The 25,446-nt window shown below is 61.0% G+C and carries 22 protein-coding genes and 1 pseudogene; 16 read left to right on the forward strand and 7 right to left on the reverse strand.

Annotated elements, in window-relative coordinates; all coding sequences use genetic code 11:
- The first annotated feature begins 21 nt into the window (after positions 1-21).
- The 11 genes and pseudogenes from DWQ09_11090 to DWQ09_11140 all read left to right on the forward strand — a co-directional run bounded on the left by DWQ09_11090 (position 22) and on the right by DWQ09_11140 (position 12,368).
- The gene (locus tag DWQ09_11090) at positions 22-576 is read left to right on the forward strand and encodes a [NiFe]-hydrogenase assembly, chaperone, HybE (GenBank protein ID KAA3627711.1); all 555 of its coding nucleotides are present in this window, start codon (positions 22-24) and stop codon (positions 574-576) included.
- A 40-nt stretch (positions 577-616) separates the two neighbouring features.
- A complete protein-coding gene (locus DWQ09_11095; protein KAA3627712.1) occupies positions 617-1,798 on the forward strand; it encodes a hypothetical protein in 1,182 nt (393 codons plus the stop codon).
- Positions 1,791-2,132: a hydrogenase maturation nickel metallochaperone HypA gene (gene hypA, locus DWQ09_11100; GenBank protein ID KAA3627713.1), complete on the forward strand. Its 342-nt coding sequence runs from the start codon at positions 1,791-1,793 to the stop codon at positions 2,130-2,132. Before DWQ09_11095 ends, hypA begins: the two co-directional genes overlap by 8 nt.
- A gap of 28 nt (positions 2,133-2,160) precedes the next feature.
- Positions 2,161-3,192 carry a hydrogenase nickel incorporation protein HypB gene (locus DWQ09_11105; GenBank protein KAA3627714.1) on the forward strand — a complete coding sequence of 344 codons (1,032 nt, stop codon included), beginning with the start codon at positions 2,161-2,163 and terminating at the stop codon, positions 3,190-3,192.
- 7 nt (positions 3,193-3,199) lie between these two features.
- The gene (gene hypF / locus DWQ09_11110) at positions 3,200-5,521 is read left to right on the forward strand and encodes a carbamoyltransferase HypF (protein ID KAA3628005.1); all 2,322 of its coding nucleotides are present in this window, start codon (positions 3,200-3,202) and stop codon (positions 5,519-5,521) included.
- Positions 5,522-5,536: 15 nt separating this feature from the next.
- Entirely contained in the window at positions 5,537-5,749 is a 213-nt protein-coding gene (locus tag DWQ09_11115) for a HypC/HybG/HupF family hydrogenase formation chaperone (protein ID KAA3627715.1), read from the forward strand.
- Positions 5,750-6,041: 292 nt separating this feature from the next.
- A complete protein-coding gene (locus tag DWQ09_11120) occupies positions 6,042-7,169 on the forward strand; it encodes a hydrogenase formation protein HypD (GenBank protein KAA3627716.1) in 1,128 nt (375 codons plus the stop codon).
- 533 nt (positions 7,170-7,702) lie between these two features.
- Positions 7,703-8,749: a hydrogenase expression/formation protein HypE gene (gene hypE / locus DWQ09_11125; GenBank protein KAA3627717.1), complete on the forward strand. Its 1,047-nt coding sequence runs from the start codon at positions 7,703-7,705 to the stop codon at positions 8,747-8,749.
- 177 nt (positions 8,750-8,926) lie between these two features.
- The gene (locus DWQ09_11130; protein KAA3628006.1) at positions 8,927-10,651 is read left to right on the forward strand and encodes a hydrogenase maturation protein; all 1,725 of its coding nucleotides are present in this window, start codon (positions 8,927-8,929) and stop codon (positions 10,649-10,651) included.
- A 42-nt stretch (positions 10,652-10,693) separates the two neighbouring features.
- Positions 10,694-11,107 (forward strand): annotated as a pseudogene (locus DWQ09_11135) (HupV protein).
- A gap of 52 nt (positions 11,108-11,159) precedes the next feature.
- A complete protein-coding gene (locus tag DWQ09_11140) occupies positions 11,160-12,368 on the forward strand; it encodes an MFS transporter (GenBank protein KAA3627718.1) in 1,209 nt (402 codons plus the stop codon).
- Here the strand turns inward: DWQ09_11140 and DWQ09_11145 are convergent.
- Together DWQ09_11145 and DWQ09_11150 are read right to left on the reverse strand one after the other, a co-directional pair.
- Positions 12,304-12,807, reverse strand: coding sequence for a molybdenum cofactor carrier (locus tag DWQ09_11145; protein ID KAA3628007.1), 504 nt, complete (start codon positions 12,805-12,807; stop codon positions 12,304-12,306). The two genes, DWQ09_11140 and DWQ09_11145, sit on opposite strands and share 65 nt — an antisense overlap.
- Positions 12,804-13,721 (reverse strand): phosphodiesterase, encoded by a 918-nt coding sequence (locus DWQ09_11150; protein ID KAA3627719.1) that lies wholly within the window; start codon positions 13,719-13,721, stop codon positions 12,804-12,806. Before DWQ09_11150 ends, DWQ09_11145 begins: the two co-directional genes overlap by 4 nt.
- Between DWQ09_11150 and DWQ09_11155 the strand changes: the two genes are divergently transcribed.
- From DWQ09_11155 to DWQ09_11165, 3 genes are all read left to right on the forward strand, one after another.
- The gene (locus tag DWQ09_11155) at positions 13,705-14,367 is read left to right on the forward strand and encodes an SAM-dependent methyltransferase (protein KAA3628008.1); all 663 of its coding nucleotides are present in this window, start codon (positions 13,705-13,707) and stop codon (positions 14,365-14,367) included. The two genes, DWQ09_11150 and DWQ09_11155, sit on opposite strands and share 17 nt — an antisense overlap.
- Before the next feature lie 64 nt (positions 14,368-14,431).
- Positions 14,432-15,679: an HD-GYP domain-containing protein gene (locus tag DWQ09_11160; protein ID KAA3627720.1), complete on the forward strand. Its 1,248-nt coding sequence runs from the start codon at positions 14,432-14,434 to the stop codon at positions 15,677-15,679.
- 16 nt (positions 15,680-15,695) lie between these two features.
- Positions 15,696-17,603 (forward strand): EAL domain-containing protein, encoded by a 1,908-nt coding sequence (locus tag DWQ09_11165; GenBank protein KAA3627721.1) that lies wholly within the window; start codon positions 15,696-15,698, stop codon positions 17,601-17,603.
- A 34-nt stretch (positions 17,604-17,637) separates the two neighbouring features.
- Here the strand turns inward: DWQ09_11165 and DWQ09_11170 are convergent, their stop codons facing one another.
- Together DWQ09_11170 and DWQ09_11175 are read right to left on the reverse strand one after the other, a co-directional pair.
- On the reverse strand, positions 17,638-18,972 hold the full coding sequence (locus DWQ09_11170) for an amino-acid N-acetyltransferase (protein KAA3627722.1): 1,335 nt from the start codon (positions 18,970-18,972) through the stop codon (positions 17,638-17,640).
- A gap of 74 nt (positions 18,973-19,046) precedes the next feature.
- On the reverse strand, positions 19,047-20,195 hold the full coding sequence (locus tag DWQ09_11175) for an acetylornithine deacetylase (GenBank protein KAA3627723.1): 1,149 nt from the start codon (positions 20,193-20,195) through the stop codon (positions 19,047-19,049).
- Positions 20,196-20,318: 123 nt separating this feature from the next.
- Here DWQ09_11175 and DWQ09_11180 point away from each other — a divergent pair, with 123 nt between their 5' ends.
- Both DWQ09_11180 and DWQ09_11185 read left to right on the forward strand, forming a co-directional pair.
- Complete coding sequence (locus DWQ09_11180) at positions 20,319-22,166, forward strand: dihydroxy-acid dehydratase (GenBank protein KAA3627724.1); 1,848 nt, start codon at positions 20,319-20,321, stop codon at positions 22,164-22,166.
- A gap of 82 nt (positions 22,167-22,248) precedes the next feature.
- Positions 22,249-22,695, forward strand: coding sequence for a histone (locus DWQ09_11185; GenBank protein KAA3627725.1), 447 nt, complete (start codon positions 22,249-22,251; stop codon positions 22,693-22,695).
- Between the two features lie 95 nt (positions 22,696-22,790).
- Here the strand turns inward: DWQ09_11185 and DWQ09_11190 are convergent, their stop codons facing one another.
- Genes DWQ09_11190 through DWQ09_11200 form a run of 3 tightly spaced genes read right to left on the reverse strand, consistent with a single transcriptional unit; the run spans position 22,791 to position 25,406 of the window.
- Positions 22,791-23,576, reverse strand: coding sequence for a TIGR04211 family SH3 domain-containing protein (locus DWQ09_11190; GenBank protein ID KAA3627726.1), 786 nt, complete (start codon positions 23,574-23,576; stop codon positions 22,791-22,793).
- Positions 23,577-23,631: 55 nt separating this feature from the next.
- Positions 23,632-24,294, reverse strand: coding sequence for a glutathione S-transferase family protein (locus DWQ09_11195; protein KAA3627727.1), 663 nt, complete (start codon positions 24,292-24,294; stop codon positions 23,632-23,634).
- A gap of 59 nt (positions 24,295-24,353) precedes the next feature.
- Positions 24,354-25,406: an ABC transporter ATP-binding protein gene (locus DWQ09_11200; GenBank protein ID KAA3627728.1), complete on the reverse strand. Its 1,053-nt coding sequence runs from the start codon at positions 25,404-25,406 to the stop codon at positions 24,354-24,356.
- Positions 25,407-25,446 lie beyond the last annotated feature (40 nt).

Raw genomic sequence — 25,446 nt, forward strand, 5'->3', positions numbered from 1 at the left:
CGACGAGGATTTCAACGCATCATGAACCGGTCGCCCGTCAGCGCAACAGCCACCACCGACGATTTGCCCCAGCGTCTCGTGGCGACCTTCCAGCGCATTCAATCGGAGCGAATGGCGGGCGTGCCTATTCTCAATCCCTACCTCGAGATCGAAGCAATCGGGTTTCGCCGTTGGCAGGGGCAGTGGGCCGGTATTCTGATAACACCCTGGTTGATCGGGCTCTACCTTCTTCCCGGCGACGAGTCGAGCTGGCCGCGCGTGCCGCGTGGCGGACGCTGCACCTGGAAACTGCCGCAGGGCGAATACGCCTTCCTGGTTGACCAGGTGGATGGCTTTGGGCCCTACCACGTCCGCACGCTCATGTCCCCGGTCAAGCAGTTTACCGCTCAGGCGACGGCACGCGCCTCGGCCGCTGCGATGATGAACCAACTCTTCGCTGGTAAGGAGCAGACTGGCACCACAGGCCAGGTGGCAATGGAGACCGAGGAGGTCAAACTGGTCGGTCCGCAACTGGAAGAGCCGCTGACCTCGAAAGGGGTGACACGGCGTGAATTTCTGCGCAAGTTTCGCCACTGAGCGCGAGCGCCAGTGTGGTGAGTGATCGTAGAGTCGGATCGTGATATCCGCGGGTGAACTCAGCGTCGATCTGGCCTGCTCAGGCAGGCGGGTGACCGCCGTCAAGCTGGCCTCGACGCGCCGCACCGATTTCAGCCGGGTGCTGGAAGGTAAACTGGTTGACGAGGCGCTGAGTCTGGTGCCCCTGTTGTTCAGTCTTTGCGGGCGTGCTCAAGCCATCGCGGCGGTCACCGCCGCCGAGCACGCCCTTGACCGGGGTGCCGATCATGCGACTCGCGCCCTGCGCCGCTGGTTGATTGTTGCCGAGCAGACCCAGGAGTATCTGTGGCGCCTGCTGGTCGATCTGCCTGCCGCGAACGGCGAAACAACCGCGGTGTCAAACCTCGCGGAGTTGCGTGACTGTATCGCGAAGATGTTCAAAACGGTCCAGGGTGGGCGCAGCGCACACCTGCCGGGTGAACAGCTTGCTAATGCGGCGGATGATGAACTTATGCACCTGCTGGGACTCCTGGAGAGCTGCATCGAGTCGCAGGTGCTCGGCCAGAAAATCAGCGCATGGCGTGGAGGCGAAACCGCCGCCGCATTTCTGGGGTGGTTGGAAACAAGCAACACGGTGGTGACGCGCGCACTGCGCCACTTGGCGGCTGCTACGGAGAGTACTGCGCACAGCGCCGGATTTTTATCGGCAACGGCCGCTGGGCCGGCGTTGGCAGGTATGATCGAACGCTTGCTGGATGATGCGGGTTTCGCGGCATCACCGGCCTGGCAGGGCCGGCATCCGGAGACCGGTGCGCTGGCGCGTCGGCGCTCCGCACCGCTGATCGCCGCCCTGGCGGCGGCGCGCTGCGACAGGCGCCTTGTACGCAGCGCCGCGCGGTTGCTGGAGTTGGTTGATGCCATTGATGCACTGCGAGACGTTCCCGCAGCGGCGCTCACCGCCGACAATTTGGGCGGCGGATCGCTGGGGGCGGGGATCGGGTACGGCTGGGTAGAGACCGCGCGCGGTCTGTTGATACACGCGATCTGTTTGAGAGAGGGCCGGATCGGTACCTACCGCATCCTGGCGCCGACCGAGTGGAACTTTCACCCGCAGGGGCCATTGGTGCAGGAACTGCTGGCGCTGAAAGGGCAGGACGCGGCTGATCTGGAGCAGGAGGCGCAGCTCGCCGTATTGGCGCTCGACCCCTGTGTCGGTTTCAGGGTGCGTGTACGCAATGCATGAGATGTCGCTGGCAGAGGGGGTGTTGCAGATTCTCGAGGAGAACGCCGTCAAGCAGGGGTATCAGCGGGTAAAGACCGTCGTGCTCGAAATCGGTCGGCTCTCGCAGGTGGAGGTGGATAGCCTGCGCTTCTGTTTTGATGTGGTGATCAAGGGTGGCATTGCCGACGGTGCCGCGCTGGAGATCATCGAGGTGCCGGGCCAGGCCTGGTGTATGCAGTGCAGTGAGACGGTGACGATTGACACGCTCTACGATCCCTGTCCGCACTGTGGTGGCTATCAACGCACCCTCACCGGCGGGGATGCGATGCGCGTCAAGGAACTCGAAGTGGAATAGCCCGCTGCACGGGCTTGGGAGGTGAACTATGTGCACGGTATGCGGATGCGGTGAAGACGAGGCACGGATTGAGGGTCAGGCACACGCTCACGACCATCATCATGCGCACGATCACGATCGTGACCACCATGAACATGATCACGGGCACAGTCACGAACAGGGTCGTCACCCTAGCCACGATCATGAGCACCGCCACAGCCATGATCACGCGCACCCACACGATCATCACGATCATAGCGACGGCGCAGGTAACGATCTGCATTTCGGGCAGGGTCCGGCGCGCGCCCACGTGCCCGGCATGAGCCAGGAGCGCATGGTGCAGATCGAGCAGGATATCCTGGGCAAGAACGACCGTTATGCCGCCGCCAATCGCCAGCACTTTGCCGAACACGGCCTGTTTGTGCTCAATCTGGTATCGAGCCCCGGCTCGGGCAAGACGACGCTGCTCACCCAGACCATCGAGCGGCTGAAGGAGCGTGTCGCCATCGGTGTCATTGAAGGCGACCAGCAGACCAGCAACGACGCCGATCGTATCCGCGCCACCGGTGTGCCGGCGGTGCAGATCAATACCGGTAAGGGGTGTCATCTGGACGCGCACATGGTGGGCCACGCGCTGGAACGCCTGAATCTCCGCGACGATGGTCTGCTGCTGGTGGAAAACGTCGGCAATCTGGTCTGCCCGGCTGCCTTCGATCTCGGCGAGCATCACAAGGTGGCGATCCTCTCGGTCACCGAGGGCGAGGATAAGCCGCTCAAGTATCCCGACATGTTTCATGCCGCGGATCTGATGCTGCTCAACAAGGTGGATCTGTTGCCGTATCTTGATTTTGATGTGACGCGTTGTATCGAGTACGCGCAACGCGTCAATCCCGACATTCAGGTGCTGCAGGTTTCCGCCACCGCCGGGACTGGGATGGAGGCATGGGTGGCCTGGATCGAGGCCGGCATGCAACGGGCTACGCGGCAGAAGTCGGGTATCGTGGATAAACTGCAACAACGCATTACCGAACTGGAACATCGACTTGCCACCCTGCAATCGAAGTCCAACGAATCTGCGTGAGGCGATGATGGCGGAGGCGGCGATCCCCATACCAAGCCGGCGCCAGGTATGCGTGCGCGGGCAGGTGCAGGGCGTGGGATTTCGACCATTCGTCTACCGCCTGGCTGCCGAACTGGGGCTCGACGGCTGGGTGCGCAACGGTGCAGCGGGCGTCGAAATGGAAGTGGAGGGCAGTGTTGGGGATATCGACCGGTTCCTCGCCCGCCTGCAGGCGGAGGTTCCGCCCCTCGCGCGTATCGATGCGATTGAAAGCGCGGAGGTGGCTCCGGTATCCGCCGCACCCGGTTTTCATATCGCAAGCAGTCAAGCGGGTGCGGTGCGCACCGGCATCACACCCGATGCCGCCACCTGCCCGGAATGTCTTGAAGAGCTTTTCGCTCCCAACGACCGGCGCTATCGCTATCCCTTTCTCAACTGCACTCACTGCGGTCCACGCTACACGCTGACCGCCGCATTGCCTTACGATCGCCCCAACACCGCCATGGCGCGGTTTGCGCAATGTTCACTCTGCGCGCAGGAATACCACGATCCCACCGATCGCCGCTTTCATGCGCAACCCAATGCCTGCCCGGCGTGCGGTCCGCGATTGTCGCTTTGTCAGCCTGACGGCGCGGTCATTGCCTGCGACGATCCTCTCGCCGAAACCCTGCGCCGCATTGAGTCCGGACAGATCCTGGCCATCAAGGGGTTGGGCGGTTTTCATCTGGTCTGCGATGCGCGCAACGCGACGGCGGTGGCGCGCCTGCGTCAGCGCAAGCAGCGCGAGGAGAAACCGCTGGCGGTGATGGCGGCAGGGTGTGCGTCGCTGGTCGAACTGGTCGAGCACTCGACGGCGGAACGGGCATTGCTGGCATCGCACCCGCGACCCATCGTTTTGCTGCGCAAGCGCATGGGCTGCGATGACCTGCTGCCGGGAGTTGCGCCGGGTATCGCCTGGCTGGGGGTGATGCTGCCTTACACACCATTGCACTATCTGCTCTTTCACGAGGCGGCGGGACGTCCGTCGGGGCGTGAGTGGCTGGAACAATCCCAACCGCTGTTGCTGGTGATGACCAGCGCCAATCCCGGTGGTGAGCCGCTGGTGATCGACAACGACGAGGCGTTTCTCCGTCTGGCCGACATCGCCGACGCGCTGCTTGTACACGACCGCGAGATTCTGATCCGCTGTGACGATAGCGTGACGCGCACGACAGGTGACCGCGCCGCCTTCATCCGCCGTGCTCGCGGTTACACGCCGTTACCGATACCGCTTGCGGAAGGCGGAGCGCGGGTATTGGCGACCGGCGCCTGGTTCAAGAACACCGTCTGCCTCACGCGCGAGGACGAGGCTTTCGTTTCGCAGCACATTGGCGATCTGGACAATGCAGCAACCTGCAGGGCGTTGGAGGACGTTGTCGAGCATCTGATGAAGGTGCTGGAGATCCGGCCCGAACGCATCGCCCATGATCTTCATCCCGATTTTTTCAGTACGCGTCTGGCGCTGCGTCTGGCCGAGAAGTGGGGGGTGCCGGCCCTTGCGGTACAGCACCATCACGCCCACGTCGCCGCGGTAATGGCCGAACATCGGCTGAGCGGCCCGGTGTTGGCCTTGACGCTCGACGGTGTCGGCCTGGGCGATGATGGGGGTGCATGGGGCGGCGAACTACTGCGCGTCGATGGTGCGCGGTTCGAACGTCTCGGGCATCTGAAAACCCTGGCGTTGCCCGGTGGCGATCGCGCCGCCCGTGAGCCGTGGCGCATGGCGGCCAGCGTGTTGTGCGAGTTGGGGCATGCGGATGAGATTCCCGCGCGGTTTGATCGACCCGGCGCAGCGATGATCGCCCAACTGATCGAAAAGGGGATCAACACACCACGGACCAGCAGCGCTGGTCGCTGGTTCGATGCCGCTGCGGCGCTGCTGGGTGTTCGCGATGTGAGCGCTTTCGAGGGGCAGGCGGCGATGCTGCTGGAAGGCTGTGCCGAGCGTTACGGTAGTGTCGAGCCCGAGGCAGACGGCTATACGTTCGACAGCGATGGCATTCTGGATCTGTTGCCGCTGCTGGCGCGATTGCGCAGTGAGCGCGACGCGGGACGTGGCGCGGCACGATTTCATGCCACAATGGCCCTGGCGTTGGCGGAGTGGGCGGCCGCAGCCGCAAGAACCCATGAACTCGAGCGCGTCATTCTCGCTGGCGGCTGTTTTCTGAATCATCGGCTGAGCAGCGCGCTGCGGCGCTTGCTCGGGGAGCGCGGCATCGAGGTCTGCGAGGCGCGCGAGCTGCCGCCCAACGATGGCGGCATCAGCCTCGGTCAGGCCTGGGTGGCACGCCGGTACAGCGGTGCGAGTTGAAGAGGTGATCTGATCATGTGTCTGGCAATCCCTGCCCGTATCGTCGAGATCCATGACGGTGACCAGGCGGTCGTCGATCTCGGCGGTGTGCGTAAAGAGGTTTCCATTGCGCTGCTGGATGATGTGCGGGTGGATGACTATGTGATCGTGCACGTTGGCTATGCGCTCAACAAGATCGATCCGCAAGAGGCCGAAAAGACGCTGCAGCTCTTCGCGCAGATAAAATGAGCGACGGCAGGAGGGTCGAATCGTTGCGATGCAGTGCCCGGAATGAACTTCACGCAATGAAATCCTTTGACGCGGAGGCACGAAGCCGCAAAGGGTGCGGAGAGAAGGAACATCCGGTCTGTTCCCGGCGCTCCTGGCGCCTTTGCGAGGGTCGTGGTTTTTCCCGCGAACGAAGCTGCACTGTTTGGCATACTTCCCGTCCTCTCACCAAAAAGAGGCCTGGAGCGTCAGGCGACATCATTGAACACCGATCTTTCTTTGCGTCTTTGCGTCTTCACGTTGGATTTACCGGATGAAGTACATCGACGAATACCGCGACGGTAAACTGGCACGGCAGATCGCCGCCGCCATCGCCGCGGAGGTGCATCCCGATCGCTCGTATCATCTGATGGAGTTCTGCGGCGGCCACACCCACGCGATCTTCCGTTACGGCATTCCCGATCTGTTGCCTGACAACGTGCGCATGGTCCACGGGCCCGGCTGCCCGGTATGCGTGCTGCCGGTGGGTCGTATCGACAACGCCATCCAGCTGGCGCGCGACCAGGGTGTCACGCTCTGCACCTACGGCGACATGTTGCGCGTTCCGGGTTCGGATCGCTTCAGCCTGCTGAAAGCCAAGGCGCAGGGTGCCGATATCCGTATGGTTTATTCCAGCGCCGATGCGTTGCAGATTGCACAAGACAATCCGCGGCGGACGGTCGTCTTTTTCGCCATCGGATTCGAGACCACGACGCCGCCCACCGCCGTTGCTCTCAAACAGGCGCAGGCGCTGGATCTGAACAATTTCCATGTCTTCTGCAATCACGTGCTCACGCCGTCGGCGATCTCCAACATCCTCGAATCGCCGCAGGTGCGCGAATTGGGTACCGTGCCGCTCGACGGTTTCATCGGCCCGGCGCATGTCAGCACGGTGATCGGCAGCCGGCCTTACGAATATTTTGCCGAAGAGTATCAGCGCCCGGTGGTGATTGCCGGTTTCGAACCGCTGGATGTGCTGCAGGCGATACGCATGTTGGTGCGCCAGTTGAACGAGGGCCGCGCCGAAGTGGAAAACGAGTTTTCCCGCGCGGTGACGCGTGACGGCAATCTGAAGGCGCAAAGAGTGGTGGCCGAGTGTTTTGAGTTGCGCCGCATCTTCGAGTGGCGGGGCCTGGGTATGGTGCCCTATAGCGGGTTGCAGATTAAGCAGGAGTTCGCGCGTTGGGATGCCGAGCGGTATTTCGATATTCCGCAACTCAAGGTCTCCGACAATAAGGCGTGCGAATGCGGCGCCATTCTGCGCGGCGTCAAAAAGCCACAGGATTGCAAGCTGTTCGGTACGGTGTGTACACCGGAGAATCCCATGGGGTCGTGTATGGTCTCTTCGGAGGGGGCGTGTGCGGCTTATTATTCGTATGGGAGGTATAAGGAGAGTGCTTAGTGATGTGCGGCTGCGCCGCTATTAATTTGATCGGGGGAGCGTCCCCGAAGCCGTGTAACTTTTCTTTGCTTGTCCAAAGAAAAGTTACCAAAAGAAAGGACACCCTGCGTACACGCCGCCCGTTGGGCGGTCCCCTGTGCTTCTCGCCAACGAGGGGCGCGCCAGAAGGGCCTTCCTGGCCCGACTGGCGAGGGCGTGTATCCGTGCACGCCCCCTACGGGCCTGTTCCCCGTTGGCTGCGATGCTCGGCGCTGCCGAAAGGGGCCGAAAGTCAACTTCAACACCTTAAACCCCTGCGCGGCGTGTTTCATTGCGTAAACCCTGCAGCAGCTGAGGGTGTTGACGTTTCCTCCCGTCGGCAACGCAGGGAACCACTCGCAGAGTGGCGCGGCCGTTGGGTGCCCTTTCTTTTCGCCTCTTTTCTTTGGGCATGCAAAGAAAAGAGGTCCGGCTGCGGGGACGGAATCCCCGCATTTAATTGAGGTGGCGTAGCCACACAAAATTTCTCTCCAAGAGTGAAAAAGCAGATAACAATGGCTGTAAGAAAAGACTACATCCGCCCAATCGATTTCAAAACCGGCCGCGTCGACATGACCCACGGCTCCGGCGGCCGCGCCATGGCGCAATTGATCGACGAGCTTTTCATGTCTGCGTTCGACAACGACCTGCTGCGCCAGCACAACGATCAGGCGAGTTTTAACGTGTCCGGCGGACGCATGGTGATCACCACCGATGCGCACGTCGTGAGTCCGTTGTTCTTTCCCGGTGGTGACATCGGCAGTCTGTCGGTGCACGGCACCATCAACGATATCGCCATGTCCGGCGCACGGCCGCTCTACCTCACGGCGGGGTTCATTCTTGAGGAGGGTTATCCGCTGGGTGATCTGCAACGTATCGTCGAGTCCATGGCGCTCGCGTCGAAGGCGGCGGGTGTTCCGGTGGTGGCGGGTGACACCAAGGTGGTGGAACAGGGCAAGGGCGATGGCGTGTTCATTACCACCACGGGCATTGGCGTGGTACCGGAGGGTGTGCGAATTTCGGGCGATCGGGCGCAACCGGGCGATAAGATACTGGTGAGTGGTTATCTGGGGGATCATGGCGTGGCGATCATGTCGCGGCGCGAAAACCTCACGTTCAGCACCAGCATCCTGTCCGACAGCCAGGCGCTGCACGATCTGGTGGCGGCGATGGTCGATGCCGTACCGGATATTCACTGCCTGCGCGATCCGACGCGCGGCGGACTGGCCACGACCCTCAACGAGATGGCGCTGCAATCCAGGGTCGGTATGCGTATTCGCGAAACGGATCTGCCGGTGCGCGAGGAAGTCGCAGCGGCGTGTGAACTGCTGGGACTGGATCCGCTCTATGTCGCCAACGAGGGTAAATTGATCGCCATCGTCGCGGCGGAGCAAGCGGATGCCTTGCTCCAGGCGATGCGTGCGCACCCCAAAGGCGAGTGCGCGGCGATCATTGGCGAGGTGGTCGAGGATGATCACCATTTCGTGCAGATGGAGACCACCTTCGGCGGCAACCGTATTGTCGACTGGCTGACCGGTGAACAATTGCCGAGGATTTGTTGATGGGGTCTCTCGCCAAGGCGCCAAGGGCACCAAGAAAAGCGCAGGAATGAGTCGACTATCGGGGTATCGGCATCCCCGGTTCGTCATACCGGCGCAGACCGGTATCCAGATATAAGGTCTTACAATCTTGGCGCCCCTGGCGCCTTGGCGAGAGATTATGGTGGTAGGAATTCAATGATGCGTGTACTGCTGTTGACGCACACCTTCAACAGCCTCACCCAGCGCTTTTATGTCGAACTGACCGAGCGCGGTCACGAGGTATCCATCGAGTTCGATATCAACGACTCGGTTACCACCGAGGCGGTGGCTTTGTTCAAACCCGACCTCATCATCGCCCCCTACCTGCGGCGTGCGATTCCCGAGGCGATCTGGAAGCACCATACCTGCATCATCATCCATCCGGGTATCGAGGGTGACCGCGGGCCGTCGGCGCTGGATTGGGCGATTCTCAACCGGGAAAACCGTTGGGGCGTCACCGCGCTGCAGGCCAACGCGGTGATGGATGGGGGTGACGTTTGGGCGGTCGCAGAGTTTGCGATGCGCCCGGCGAAGAAAAGCAGCCTGTATCGCAATGAGGTGACCGAGGCGGCGGTGCGTTGTCTGCAGGAGGTGTTGGCCAAGGTGGGTGACACCCGCTTCAGGCCGCGAACGCTGGACTACGCCGCGCCACAGGTGCGCGGGCGGCTGCGGCCGTTGATGCGACAGGCTGAAAGGCGCATCGATTGGCAGTGCGACGACAGTGCCACCGTGCTGCGCAAGATTCACGCCGCCGACGGTTTCCCGGGCGTACTGGATGAGTTGTACGGCAACGAGGTCTATCTGTTCGATGCCCATCTCGAGGATCAGCTGCGGGGTGGTCCCGGCGCAGTGATCGCCCGACGCGATGACGCCATCTGCCGCGCCACCACAGACGGAGCGGTGTGGATCGGTCACCTGAAGGCGAAATCCGCGGGCGACGAACGCAGTTTTAAACTGCCGGCCTCGACGTTGCTGGGGGATGCACTGAATGAAGTGCCGGAGGTGCCGTTGTCGATCTGGGAGGGGGAGGGTCGCAGCACCTACCAGGAGATCAGCTATCGTGAGGCGCGCGGCGTCGGCTATCTCGCCTTCGAGTTCTACAACGGGGCCATGAGTACGGCGCAGTGCCAGCGCCTGCTGAAAGCGTACGAGTACGCACGGAGTCGTGATACCCGTGTCCTGGTGCTGCTCGGCGGCCGTGATTTCTGGTCCAACGGAATCCACCTCAATGTCATCGAGCACGCACCCAGCCCGGCCGACGAATCATGGCGGAACATCAATGTCATCGACGATCTGACCCGTGCCATCATTACCACCGACGACAAGCTCACCATCGCGGCGTTGCGCGGCAACGCCGGCGCGGGCGGAGTCTTCATGGCCCTGGCGGCGGATCGCATCTATGCCCGCGATGGGGTGATACTCAATCCCCACTACAAGTCCATGGGCAACCTCTACGGATCCGAGTACTGGACCTACCTGTTGCCCAAGCGGGTGGGGGCGGAACGTGGCCAGCTGTTGATGCAGGAGCGCCTGCCGGTCGGGGCGCGACAGGAGCGCGAGATCGGCTTGCTGGACGACTGTTTCGGCGCTGATGTCGCGTCCTTCGAGCGGCAGGTGCGCGAGGTCGCGGCAGCGCTCGCGACCGATACCGACATCGATGCGCTAATCGCGGCCAAACGCGAACAACGCCAAAGCGACGAGCGGCAGAAACCGCTGGCGGACTATCGCAACGCAGAGTTGGAGCGCATGCAGCTCAACTTCTACGGTTTCGATCCCAGCTACCATGTGGCACGCTACCATTTTGTCTATAAGGTGCCGCACTCGCGCACACCGTATCATCTGGCACGTCATCGCCGCGTCGACTATTCGTGTGATCCGGCCTGAGGCGTCAGCGGAGAGGGATAGGTTCTAGTCGATGGTCATCCCTTGATCGGCGATCTGGTTGCCCGCAGCGGGCGCAATGTGCGCAATCGAGTGATCGCGCGGCTGCTGGGAGCGGCGCGTTTTCTTCCCGAGATGGAGCGCTGGATCGCAGCCATACGCCCGCGCGAACCATTCTGCCTCAGCGCTGCACCGCCCGGGGAGGGCGAAGGTACCGGGCTCGTGGAAGCCGCCCGCGGCAGCCTGGGCCACTGGATGACGGTGCGCCAGGGGCGCCTGCTGAACTACCAGATCATCGCCCCCGCGACCTGGAACTTCTCGCCGCGCGACGTCAACGGGGTACCGGGTATGCTCGAACAGGCGCTGGTGGGTGCACCGGTCCGTGCGGGCGAAGAGACCCCGGTAGCGGTTCAGCACATCGTGCGCTCCTTTGACCCGTGCATGGTCTGCACCGTCCACCAGTGGCGCTTTCCTCGCTGCTATACTGCGCGCTTTGCCACCGCGCGAGTCGATGCAAGTACTTCAGCTGACCTTCCGTTCCCTGGTTCATCGCCGCTTCCGGCTCTATTTCGCCGGGCAGTTGGTATCGCTGACGGGAACCTGGATGCAGTTGGTGGCGCAGGCGTGGCTGGTCTACCGCCTTACCGGGTCGGGATTCATGCTCGGTCTGGTGGCCTTTCTCAGCCACCTGCCGATACTGGTTTTCGGGCTGGTGGGCGGTGTGCTCGCCGATCGCTGGCCACGACGGCGGATTCTGCTGGTGGCGCATGCCGTCGCGATGACCCAGGCACTGGTGCTGACGGTGCTGACGCTGGGGGGTTGGGTGGAGATCTGGCACATCATCGTGCTGGCGATGGGCCTCGGGTTCACCAACGCCATCGAGATGCCGGCCCGCCACGGACTTTTATCCGAGCTGGTGCCGCGCGCTGAACTCCCCAATGCCATTGCCCTCAATTCCAGCCTGTTCAGCATGGCGCGCTTCGTTGGGCCGGCCCTTGCGGGGGTGCTGGTGGCGATGGTGGGAGAGGGTTGGGTGTTCGGAATCAACGCGCTTAGTTTTTGCGCGGTACTGGTGGCGCTCTGGGCGATGGGGCCAATGGGCAGCGGCGTCGCCAGCGGTACGCCGACGACGCTGGGGGAAGGACTGCGCTTTGCGGTGGCGCACCGCCCCATTTTCTTTGCGCTTCTGCTGGTGCTGATGGTGAGCCTGTTCGGCGTGCCCTACTCGGTACTGATGCCGTTGTTTACGGCTCGCGTGCTGGGTGGTGGTGCCGACACACTGGGCTGGCTGTTGGGCGCGGCGGGATTCGGCGCCTTTATCGGTGCCATGATGCTGGCCAATCGCACCGTTACCGATGGCTTGCGCCGGACTGCAGGTTGGGCCGGTTTCGCGGCGGGAGCGGCGCTGATCGTCGTGGCGCAATTGGATACGTTCGTTGCCGCCCTGTTGGCACTTGTGGTGGTGGGGTTCGGGTTTACCACACTCGTGGCCTCGACCAATACCTTTATTCAACTGCAGGTGAGCGATGCGCTGCGCGGGCGCACCATGGCCCTTTTTTCGGTGGCCTTCATCGGCATGACACCGATCGGTCATCTACTGGCCGGTACGTTGGCCGAATGGCTGGGCACCGCGACGACGCTAACCATCAATGGGGTTATCTGTCTGGCGGGCTCTTGTGCCTATCTGGTTGGCCAGAAGCGATTTCCTGTAGCGTGTTGAACAGCCGCTGCAAACAGGCGAGCGACTGGTGGTAGATACCCGGCTGTTGACTCTCGCGCGGTCCGGCGACGTTGAGGGTGTTGATCGTGTGTCTGCTCAGCCAGCTCAACGTCTTGTCGTGCGTCGGGGACGGCTCTAGATTGACCACCAAGCAAGGTTTTCCGCGGCGCAGGGCAAGATCGCGAGTCAACGCGGTGCCGCCCCTGAGCACATCACCGCGATGGAGGATCAGCGTGCCGTCACTGTCGCGCACGTTCCATTCGGTGCGCTGCCGGTAGCCGGCCGAGGGCGCTTCGATCAAGGGGTAGCGCACATCGATGACGCCGTCTTCGGCGCGCCGGCCCTTGGGGCACCAGCCACCGCAGGTCAGGCCGCAGGATAGAGCGGCATCCAGCGCCGCACGGTCGACGCCGGTCTGGCCACCCGATATCACCTTCATGGTGTCGGCGCGATGTTGTCGGGCCACGTCCTGAGCCGCTCCACCCCGGTGTCGATTGCCCCGTCCGCGCCCAGTAGCAACCAACGAAATCCCGGCAGGCGCCGATCGCTGCGTGAGCTATGGGAGTTGGGTTTGAACTGCATGCAGGTGGAGGGTGCACCGAGCAGGCGCAGATGCCCTATCCGGGTATCGAACTGCTGGTGAACGTGCCCGAAGAGCACCCCCCGCACCCGAGGATGTTGCTGAAGGAGTTCGAGAAGCGCGTCGCCGTCGGCCAGTCCCATGGCATCCATCCAGGGACTGCCCACGGGAGTCGGGTGATGGTGCAAGGCGATCAGCGTGGGTCGCGAAGTGTCCGTGCCGAGCAGTTCAGCGAGGCGCTCACGCTGCGCGCCGCCCAGCTCTCCGCCTTCGCGGCCCGAGATACGGCTGTTGAGGGAGATGAGGTCCCACTCTTTGATCTGCACCTGCCATGGCCAGCAACCGGGCCGGTCTCCGAGAGCGCGCTCCAGCGTGGTCGGGTTGTCGTGGTTGCCTGGCAGAAAACTGAAGGGTTTGCCGAAGGGGTCGAGCAGCGAACGCAGATGATCCGCCCCTTCGATGCGCCCGTCGTGGGTCAGATCCCCGGTCAACAGTATGTGGTCGGCTGTATCCAACCATGGCCTAGCCAGCTCGAGCACCGCCTCCAGGGTGCGGGCGGGATCGATACCCCGCAGTCGGGTGCCGGGCACGGCGGAGAGATGCGTGTCGGTGATCTGCACCAGATGCGCATCGTCTGGATCGATGGGAAGAAAACCCGATTGCTCTGCTTGCATGGGTTGGATCAGGTGCCGGTTGGCGAGCGATGCCATAATTGTACCCAACGACCCGCCTCGAGCGCTGTGGGAGCAGGCAACCATGTCTCTTCGTTCCATCGGATTGGATGATCGTCTCTACGATTATCTGCTTGATAATTCATTGCGTGAGCATCCCGTGCTGCGGCGTCTGCGCGAAGAAACCGCTGCGCTGCCCGAGTCCAACATGCAGATTGCCCCGGAACAGGGACAGTTCATGGCCCTGCTGCTGCGCCTCATGGGTGCACGCACCGGCATCGAGATCGGGGTGTTCACCGGCTACAGTACATTGTGTTGCGCGTTGGCGCTGCCCGAGGATGGGCGTATCGTTGCCTGCGACCTCAGCGAGGAGTGGACCACCACGGCTCGGCGCTACTGGCGCGAGGCCGGCGTTGAGGGTCGCATCGACCTGCGTATGGCCCCTGCCCTGGAGACCCTGGCGGGGCTGCTCGCCGAGGGTTATGGCGCATCGTTCGACTACGCCTTTATAGATGCCGACAAGGAGCAATATTGTCCCTACTATGAGGCTTGCCTGTGTCTGATCCGCACCGGGGGGTTGATACTGATCGACAATGTGCTGTGGAATGGCTCGGTGGCCGACCCCAGTAATCAAGAACGCGATACAATTGCCATACGCCAGCTGAACAGTCATCTGAAAAGCGATGAGCGCATTGACCTGAGCGTGGTTGCCATCGGCGACGGGTTGACCTTGGCGAGGAAGCGCTAGCAGTCGGTTCAGGCGTGCTTCATTGCAAAACTGTTTTGAGACCCCCATTTACTGCAAGTACACGATGAGTCAACGTTACGAGATTGAGGATCTGGAGCCTGGTATGTATGTGTCCGAGCTCGATCGCCCGTGGAGCGAGACGCCGTTCCTGTTTCAGGGTTTTTTTATTGACTCCCCGGAGCAGATCGATGAGTTGCGTCAATATTGTGACTATGTGCATGTGGATCTGTTGCGCAAGCGGGATTCGCAGTGGCATCAACGGTTGGCGCTGTCGGGAGGACGAAAAAAGGCTGAATTGGAAACCCGCAGTGCGGTACGCACCGCTACCGGGGGCGGCGATGAGCCCGATATTTACCCGGTGCTGCTTCCCATGGAAGACGAACTGCAGGCTGCCAAGGCGTCGCAGGGGATCGCCGAAAAAGCGCTGCAAAAGATCTTGGTCGATCTCAAGCGCGGCAAGGATCTGGTGCTCACCCAGGCACGCGAGGCGGTGAGCGGTCTGGTCGAAAGCGTCATCCGCAATCCGAATGCGTTGATCTGGCTGTCGCAGATGAAAACGCTCGACAACTACACTTACGGACATTCCATCGATGTGTGTGGCTATCTGCTTGCCTTTGGTCGCCACCTCGGTCTGACCAAATCGGAGCTGCAGGTGCTCGGACTCGGGGGGTTGCTGCTCGATATCGGTAAGGCCCAGCTTCCACTGCCTTTGCTGCAGAAACGGGGCAAGTTGACGAACGAGGAGTTCGAACTGATCCGGTCGCATGTTGTTTTGGGCCTTGAAGCGCTCCGTAGCGCCAAGGGTGTGCCAGCACGGGTGTTGGAGATGGTGCGCGATCATCACGAACGCATGGATGGCAGCGGCTACCCTAACGCGACAGACGGTGAACAGCTGGGTGTGTTCGCACGCATGGCTGCGATCGTGGATACGTTCGATGCCATCACCAGCGAGCGGCCCTACGCGTCGGCGCTGTCTTCGCATCAGGCGCTGCGCCGCCTCTATGAGTGGCGTGAAAGCCAGTTTCACACCGGACTGGTTGAGCAGTTCATCGAGTGCCTGGGTACCTATCCGGTGGGCTCAATCGTCGAGCTCAATACCGGCCAGATCGCCATCGTGCTGGCACAGAATCGTTTCCGCCAACTCAAGCCCAAACTCATGCTGGTGATGGATTCGTCAAAAAAACTCTACGGGACCATGGACGTGTTGGACATGATCAATGACCCGGTTGATGCGAACGACAATCCAGTGGAGATCGAGCGCGCACTGGAACCGGGCATGCACGGCATCTATCCGCGGGATTTCTACCTGTGAGTCTCTGTAGGGCAGCATGACTGAAAAGTACAATAAGGCAGCGGAAAACGGCGAACGCCGTATTCCTGCAAATGATACCCAGCCCGGCAAGGTGCTCAGCCGGGATTTCGGCCAGGACCTGCATCGCTGGGCGCGTGCGGAGGAGGGCGCTGACGCGTTACTCGGCGTCGAGATGTTGGCGACGCGCGGGCGGCGACTGCGCTACGTCATGGGAGTCAGCGCGGCAGATGGTCAGCAGTTGCGCGCGGTGCATCACGAGCTGGTAGCACAGCAACCTGACGCTTTCAGCAAGTTGGCCGATACGCTTTTGCGCGATGAGGTGCTCAGGCCCTGTTGCGGTGGCGACACGGATATCGAACAACTGCGTTGCTCGCTCAGGGGATTCTTCGAAGTCCTTTTCGAGGGGCGATTGGTCAGCGATGACGACATCGGTCATCGGGTCGATTTTCTCCTGCGCCATCGCCTGTTGGGTCTGCGTTTTCACTGGTATCTGACCGTTTACGACGCCTGGCTGACGTGGTTGGCTCAGGCGGCGCTGAAGGGCGTGGATAGCAGTGCGCTGAGAAGCGCACAACGAATCCAACTCTTCGACATGGGTCTGATTCTGATGACCTATGTGGTGGCCAGCAAAGGCAAGTCGGGTCAATCGAGCGACGTCGACTATGCTTCACCCTCACGGCGGCGCAAGGATTTCATCAGCCGTGTCGATACACTGTTGCGTGGCCGGCAGCTCGAAGGGGTCACTACCGTAGTAGTGGGAATCGAGAACCTCCACCAGATCAACACCGTCATGGGACATCAGGTGGGCGATCTGGTGATGCAGCAGGCCGCCAGCCGCCTGGTCAGCAGCATGCGCGAGACCGACTTTTTGCAGCGCATAGGGGTTACCGAATTGGGTTTGGCGCTGCCTGGCGTGGTTGACGAGCCACTGGCATTGCTGGCTTCCCACAAGTTTCTCAAGGCGTTGACCGAGCCGATGCAGATGGCGGGACGCGAGCTCTATCTGAAGCCGGCACTGGGCATCGCCCTCGGCAAAACCGGCGCCGAGGGTGGCGCGGGCCTTTTTCAGAATGCGGAACTGTCGATGCGCGAAGCGGCGCGCAGCCACGAGCGGGTGGTGTTCTTCACCAGCGAGCTCAAGGAGCGCAGCCGCCTGCTCTACAGCCTGGAGGGTGAGCTGCGGCAAGCGATCAATGAGGGTGAATTGAGGTTGGTCTTCCAGCCTCAGATCGATCTGCAGTCGGGTCGTTGCATCGGTGCCGAGTCGCTCCTGCGGTGGGAAAGCCGGCAACACGGGCACATCTCCCCTGAGCGCTTTATTCCTATCGCCGAACAGTCAGGGCTCATTCACGCGCTTACCGCATGGGTGGTGCAGAATTCGTTGCGCGAATTTTCCATGGCTTGGGGACAACAGGAGGGGTTGACGGTCTCGATCAATATATCAGCCGTCAATCTGCTCGAGCCCGATCTGCCGGAACTCATCCAGCGAGCGTTGCGCACCTGGGATGTGGCGCCGAGTCAGGTCATCATCGAAATCACCGAGAGTGCGGTGATGGAGAACCCTGAAATCGCGCTCAATCACCTCAATCAACTCTCCGATCTGGGTGTGGCGTTGTCCATCGACGATTTTGGTACCGGATACTCATCGCTGGCCTACCTGAAACGCCTGCCCGTCAGTGAACTGAAAATAGACCGCTCGTTCGTGATGAATATGCTGCAGGACCGGAGTGATGAGCAGATCGTCAGAACCATCATCAATCTGGGTGAGAACTTCGGCAAGAAGGTGCTGGCGGAGGGGGTTGAGGATGAGTCGACCCGTGGGCGACTGCGCGAACTGGGTTGCGCCCGCGCTCAGGGCTATCACTTCGCCAGGCCGATGCCGGCCGACGAGTTCGCTATGTTTCTGCGAAAATTCGCGCGCTGAGCGCCGGAGTGTCGAGCGTTTCGACCTCGCGGCGCTAGCGGATCTGCTTGATGTAGACCCGCGAATTGCGCTGATAGTTGTAGAGCGTTTGTCGTTTCACCGGCAGGTCGGTAATGCGCGCTTTCGCGAAGCCGCGTTCGCAAAACCACTGGGCAGTGTGGGTTGTCAGCACGAAGAGACGCTTCAGTCCCCTTTTTTTCGCTTCGCGTTGGATGCCATCGAGCAGGGCATCGGCACGCCCGGTGTTGCGGTAATCAGGATGCACCACAAGGCAGGCCAACTCGCCGACGCGCTCCTTCGCGTAAGGATAGAGCGCCGCCGAGGCGATGATGGCGCCGTCGCGCTCGACCACCGTGAAGTAGTCGATCTCGCATTCCAGAAGGTCGCGCGAGCGCCTGGCCAGGATTCCCTCCTGTTCCAGCGGTTCGATAAGCTGCAGTATGCCGCCGACATCCTCGATGGTGGCGCGGCGTAATCCTTCATAGGTCTCGTCGGTGATCAGCGTGCCGACGCCGTCGCGGCTGAAGAGCTCCAGCAGGAGGGCGCCATCCACGTTGCGACTCAGCAGATGGGCGCGACGCACACCCGAGCGACAGGCGCGAATGGCCTGATTCAGGTGGCCCTGGATCTCCTCCGGCAGTTTGCGCCGTGATCTCAACAGGCGCTCGGCTTCCGCGGGAGTGATCTGATCGACCCGTTGTCCGTCGGTATCGTGTACCGCAGGCGCTTCGATCAGGCTGACCAGTTTGTCTGCCTGCAGCGCGATCGCTGTTGCGCCAGCCACCTGCTCGGCGCTGAGGTTGAAGACTTCGCCGGTCAGGGAGTAGCCGAGCGGCGAGAGCAGGACAATAGCGCCGTCGTCCAGTTGGCGGCGAATTCCGTCGATATCAATGCGGCGTACCTCGCCGGTATGCCCGAAATCGACGCCATCGCGCACACCGATCGGGCTCGCGGTGATGAAGTTGCCGGAGACCACGCGCACTTTGGCGCCGGCAATGGGTAGCGCGGTGCCGCCGCTGGAGAGCAGCGCCTCGATCTCCAGACGAACGCTGGCGGTAGCCTCTTTGACGCAGGCAAGAGCCGCATCGTCGGTGACGCGCAGTCCCTGGTGGTAGCGAATCTCAAGTTCACGCTCACGCAGCCGCGCCTCGATCTGGGGTCGGGCGCCGTGCACCAGGACCAGGCGAATACCGAGACTGTTGAGCAGCGCGGTGTCATGGATCAGAGGCGCGATGCCACCGTCTTCAAGCGCTTCACCGCCGAAGGTCAATACCAGCGTGCGGCCGCGGTGACTGCGGATATAGGGTGACGACTGGCGAAACCAGTCGACAAAGGCCTGATGTGGAATTTCGTCGGTGCTTTTTTTCATGGCGCCTTCACCCCCGCGAAGCTGCCTGCAAAGCTAACCGCAACCTGGGAATGTGACAAGTGCCGCCGACTCTTCTACCGGCAGAATCGCCGGATCAGTCGGCGCAACAGGTCGACCGTGGGGGTGATGCGATCGAGCGCCAGGTACTCGTCCGGTTGATGGGCCTGTTCGATGTCGCCGGGACCCAGGATTACGGTCTCCATCCCCAGTTGAGCGAGGAAAGGTCCTTCGGTGGCGAAATTGACTGGCTTTGCGACACTTCCCGTCAGCGCCTCGCTTGCTTCGACGATGGGTGAGTCGGCGGGCGTCTCGAATGCGCTGACACCACCGAAGAGCCGTTCGATGCTGAAATCGAGTCCACGGCGTTCGGCAATCGGGCGCAGGTGGCCATCGAGTTCGCCGCGCAGCGTGTCGAGATCCATGCCGGGCAGCGGGCGCAGATCGATATCCAGCGCGCAGGCGGCACAGATACGGTTGGGATTATCGCCGCCGTGGATTCGTCCCAGGTTGAGCGTCGGCACCGGTACCTGGAAGCGATCGTCGCGGTAACGCCGCTGCAACTGGTCACGCCAGCGCAGCAGTTCGCCCATGATCTCGTGCATCCCCTCCAAGGCGCTGTTGCCGAGGCTCGGATCACTGGAATGGCCGGAACGGCCGCGCAGGCGAATGCCTTCCATCATGATCCCCTTATGCAGGCGCACCGGTTTCAGCCCTGTGGGTTCACCGATGACCGCATAACGCGCACGCGGCTTGCCTGCTTCCACCAGGGTTTGAGCGCCGCACATGGAACTCTCTTCATCGGCGGTGGCGAGCAGCGTGATCGGTACGCTGAGATCACGCGCGCGCAGACCGCGCACCGCTTCCAGTGCCAGCGCAAAAAAGCCTTTCATATCGCTGGTGCCCAGACCGTAGAGTCGATTATCCCGTTCGGTGAGCCGAAACGGATCCTGACTCCAGCGTGTTTCGTCATAAGGAACGGTATCGGTGTGACCTGCAAACACCAGGCCGGTGTCACCTTCCCCCAGGCGGGCAATGAGATTGGCCTTGTCCGGAAAGCCGGGGATTTCCATTACCTCCACATGGAAACCGCCTGCGTCCAGCCAGCCAGCCAGAAGTTCGATAATGGCGCGGTTGCCCTGATCAAACTGCGGTTCGACGCTGCTCACCGAGGGCGTGGCGATGAGTTCGCTGATCATTGTCAGCGTGTCGGGAAACTGTTTCATGACCGGCATTCTCACTCGCCGCTGTAAGGGTGGCAAGCGGAGTGCGCAAAGTGTCGGCGAGTTTGATGCTTCTGGTATGCTTGAGTGATTCCACATTTCTGAATATCGATCGAGGTAGCAGCAATGCCCCAATACCGTTCCCGCACCACGACTCATGGTCGCAACATGGCCGGCGCACGTGCACTATGGCGCGCCACCGGAATGAAAGATGGCGATTTCGATAAACCGATCATTGCCATCGCCAACTCCTTCACGCAGTTCGTGCCCGGACATGTCCATTTGAAGGATATGGGTCAGTTGGTGGCCGGCGAAATCGAAAAGGTGGGTGGCGTCGCCAAGGAGTTCAATACCATCGCCGTGGATGACGGCATTGCCATGGGGCATGGCGGCATGCTCTACAGTCTGCCGTCGCGCGAGATTATCGCCGATTCGGTGGAGTACATGGTCAACGCCCATTGTGCCGATGCTCTGGTCTGTATCTCCAACTGCGACAAGATCACCCCTGGAATGCTGATGGCGGCGTTGCGTCTGAATATTCCCGCGGTTTTTGTCTCCGGGGGGCCGATGGAGGCGGGCAAGGCAGTGATCCATGGCGAGGACATGAACCTGGATCTGGTCGATGCGATGGTGGCTGCGGTCGATCCTTCCATCAGTGATGCGGATACCCTTGCCATGGAGCGTTCGGCGTGTCCGACCTGCGGCTCGTGTTCGGGCATGTTCACCGCCAACTCCATGAACTGCCTTACCGAGGCGTTGGGACTGTCGTTGCCGGGAAACGGCAGTCTGCTCGCCACTCACGCCGATCGTCGCGAACTGTTTCTCGAAGCAGGACGGCGTATCGTCGATTTGGCCCGCCGTTACTACGAGCAGGATGACGTATCCGCATTACCGCGCTCTATCGCCACCTTTGAGGCGTTCGAGAATGCGATGTGCCTGGATATCGCCATGGGTGGCTCGACCAACACGGTACTGCATCTGCTGGCCGCGGCGCAGGAAGCCGAGGTGGATTTCACGATGGCCGACATCGATCGCCTGTCGCGCAGGGTGCCGCACCTGTGCAAGGTCGCTCCCAGCACCCCGGAGTACCACATGGAAGACGTGCATCGGGCCGGCGGTGTATTCGGGATCCTTGCCGAACTGAATCGTGCAGGGTTGTTACACCAGAACGTGCATACCGTGCACAGCACCGTTTTGGCCGATGCGCTGAAGCATTGGGATGTCCGGAATTCAGACGACTCGCGGGTGCAGCAGTTTTACGCCGCTGCACCGGGTGGCGTCGCAACCACACAAGCCTTTTCGCAACAGAAGCGGTACGCGTCGCTCGATGTGGATCGCGAGGAAGGCTGCATCCGTGACTTGCAACATGCTTACAGCCAGGACGGCGGGCTGGCGGTACTGTTCGGCAATCTCGCCGAAGAGGGATGTATCGTAAAAACGGCCGGCGTGGACGAAAGCATCCTCGAGTTCAGCGGCAGAGCGCGCATCTATGAAAGTCAGGAGGATGCCGTTCAGGCCATTTTGACCGACCAGGTACAGGCAGGGGACGTGGTGGTCATTCGTTACGAAGGTCCGCGTGGCGGACCGGGTATGCAGGAGATGCTCTACCCAACCAGCTACCTGAAATCGAAAGGATTGGGCAAGGTTTGTGCATTGATTACCGACGGTCGTTTTTCGGGAGGTACGTCAGGTCTGTCGATCGGACATGTCTCGCCGGAGGCTGCGGAAGGAGGCGCTATTGGTCTCGTCAATGAAGGCGATAGCATCGAAATCAATATTCCAAATCGCACTATTCATCTCGCAATTACCGACGTTGAATTAGAGCGCAGGCGCGAGAAGATGAGCGCAGTGGGAAGAGATGCTTGGAGGCCAAAAAATCGTAAAAGAGTCGTCAGTAAGGCATTGCGTGCTTACGCGGCATTGACGACTTCCGCATCACGCGGAGCAGTGCGTGATATCTCGCAAGTTGAGTGACTGAAAAATTGTCAAGTGAAAAATTAGACAAACGAAAATTGTGGCTATAATCTAGTTACACCACACACTTGGGAGATAACGTATGGCAGTTAAAAAGAAGAGTGCCGCGAAGAAGAGAACTGCGGTTCGCAAAAAGGCGGTTCGTAAAACCGCCGTTAAAAAAACCGCAACTCGGCGTACTTCAGCACGCAGGGGCGCAGGTACCAAGAAATTGGCAGCCAGCGTAAAGAAAACACAAGCACGAGCAAAAGCCACTCAGGCACGTTTGGCTGCTGCTAAAAAGAAAGCGGGCGCACAGGAGCGTGCTCAGCAGGCCAAGTTGAAAGCCAGCCTTGCCAAGGCGAAGGCGGAGTTCAAAAAGGCCGATGACGAGATGAAGGCCTTTGAGAAACGCCAGGCGGTTGCCAACAAGGCATTAGCTCAGTTCGACAAGGCGGAAGCTCGTAAAGCGGCGAAGGCTGCCGCGAAGAAGAAACGCAGACCGGCGCGCAAGAAACGTGCCGCGAAGAAGGCGTCAGCAGCGAGTTAGACGTTTACCGAAGAACTATCCAGTGCAAAAGAAAGGCCCCCGCTTGAAAACGGGGGCTTTTTTTTGAGTACTCAACCGCCTGGGGACACAACTGGCTAGAAGCTCTCCCATCCGCCGCGCCGCCGGCTGCGCATGCGGGCCAGAATTGCGCCTGTCAGAATCCCCAGCAACAGCACGCCTGCCCCGACCATAAACCAATCCCTGGCACTGCGATCTTTTAGTTCTTCGTTTTCGGTGCGCATGGTCTGGAGGTCACGTTCCAGGGTTCGAACGTACTTTTTGAGCTGTTGGCGCTCCTCGTCGATTTCCATCACCTTGCTGGAGGTGCGGCGGATTCGCGCAAGTTCCTGATTGGCGGCCTGCAATTCGGTTTGCAGCTGGTTCTTGCCGGTTTCCAGCTCACTCTTCTCCCTGTTCAAGGTTTCAATCTGTTGACTGAATGTCCTGACCTGCTCCTTTGCTGCGGCAACCTGATTACGGGCGGCGGCCAATTGCGCGCGGGCGCTGGGGGCCTCCATGAGATAGCGCGTGATGACCCATCCTTCAACGCCGTCCGCCGTACGCACCCGGGAATACCCACTATTGGCGTCCAACTCCAACAGCTCAACAGCAGTACCGGAGCCGAGCATCTTGATGATCGTGTTCTGAGTGCTGGCACCGGTGCGCAGGGTGATCTCAAACTGGTCGGTGATATAGCGGGCAGGCTCGGCCTGCGCATAGGGCCCCGCGAGAAGCAAGGCGATGAGTAGGTATCTCTTTTTCACTTTCCGGAGCTCCCGATCTTGCTCTGACGGTGCGTATGGCACCGGTCGTTTTTTTTGGGTGAGGAAAATTCTAGGCCAAGGCCAGGTGCTTTGTGGGGCTTGGATCACAAAAGGTATCTCTTACGGTGATTTCCGGGCGTGACGCTCGCCACGCCCGGGTCAGGCCCCACCATCATTGACCAAGCAGGCTGACCGCATGGCCATCCATTTTTCGCAGATGGCCCAGATAGAGTTCTTTGAAGTCGCTGACTACCGATTCCTGCACGGCCGAGAGCGCGAGGAGCGCATCGGCCCAGCGCTGAAGCCTGGTGCCCAGGATATCCCGGTTCAGGATTCCGCACTCGATCAGTAGTGCCATGCGCATGAACAGCGGCGCATAGGCGGTATCCGCCAGCGATAGATCTGAGCCATTGAAATAGGGACCGTCGCCGAGCATGTCTTCCAAACGCAGCATCTTCGCGGTCAGAGCGTTGCGCCGCTGTTCAAAATCATCCACTTCCTTGGCGGCTAGTATTTGAAACTGGTTCGCCAGGCACTCCGAACCGAATTCGATCCAAGCCCGGTTGAGAGCGCGCTGCAAAGGATCGGTCGGGTGCATCGAGGGGGGGGTGATATCGTCGAGGAATTCATTGATGACCGCCGATTCGAACAGCACCGTGCCGCCGTCCACACGCAGCAGAGGGACTTTTCCGAACGGCGATATTTCATTGAACCACGCCGGTGTATCGCTTAGGTCGATATAGGTTATGCGGTGTTCGATCGCTTTATGCAGCAGTGTGATGACGGAGCGTTGAACGAAGGGGCAAATCTTGAAGCTGATAAGTTCCAAATCCATTACATCCTCCTGTGGCCGGGTAGCATGGCGTTGCGACGCATCCGCTGTACCTTGCTGCGTCAATACGCGGCGAAAGCAACCAGATGCGTTGTGGTGATGCGTACACCCAAGTGCTCACCTTCGTCATAGTCAAGATGGCTGGGCAGCAGCGATAGCACGATATCTCCGTTGGGGAGTTCGAGGGTATAGAGTGTTTCGGCACCTTTGAATGCTTTTTTCCGGACGATACCGCGCAAACTTGCCGTCGGGTCGTGGGTGACGTCATCGGGCCGCAGCAGCACCTCGACCGCGGTACCGGGTTTCCAGGGATAGGCCCGGTTTCCGGACAGCACCCCCAGCTCGGTCTCCAGCGTATCGGGGGAGGCAACGGTGGCTTTCAGCAGCACTCCCTGACCGACGAAATCAGCGACGAAACGTGTGGCTGGCTCATGGTAGAGGTTGAAGGGCGTATCCCACTGATGGATCTGTCCCTCATGCATTACCCCGACCTGCTCACAGATGGCGAACGCCTCGTGCTGATCGTGGGTTACCAGAATGGCGCTGATGCCCTGCCGCTTCAGGATATCGCGCACCTCGAGGCTGAGACGTTCGCGAAGATCGACATCGAGGCTGGAAAACGGCTCGTCCATTAACAGAAGCTCCGGGCGGGGCGCCAGCGCCCGTGCCAGCGCGACACGTTGCTGTTGTCCGCCGGAGAGCTCGTGCGGGTACCGCGCGCCGTAGCCGGCAAGACCCACCGTCTCCAGCATCTCCTCGGCAGTGGTGCGCTTGTTGCGCGTCGGTTGGTGGCGCAGACCGAAGATGACGTTGTCGGCGACATCGAGATGGGGAAAGAGCGCATAGTCCTGGAAAACCATGCCGAGCCGGCGCTTCTCGGGGGCGAGACTGTACCCGACCCGCGAAATAAGCTCGCCGCCCAATTCGATTTCACCTGCCAGTACGGGTTCGAAGCCGGCGATGGCGCGCAAAGCCGTGGTCTTTCCGCAGCCACTGGGGCCAAGTAGACCGACGATGGCGCCACGGTTGACGTGAATGGAGAGCGAATCCACGACGATCTGCGCGCCGTAGGCGCAACGGATTCCACGAACATGCAGCAGAGGTCGTTCGGTCATGGTCAGCAAAACCCGTGTGTCTGCGCCGGTGGTCGGTCGC

The sequence above is a fragment of the Pseudomonadota bacterium genome (genome assembly GCA_008501635.1).
Taxonomy (GTDB): domain Bacteria; phylum Pseudomonadota; class Gammaproteobacteria; order QQUJ01; family QQUJ01; genus QQUJ01.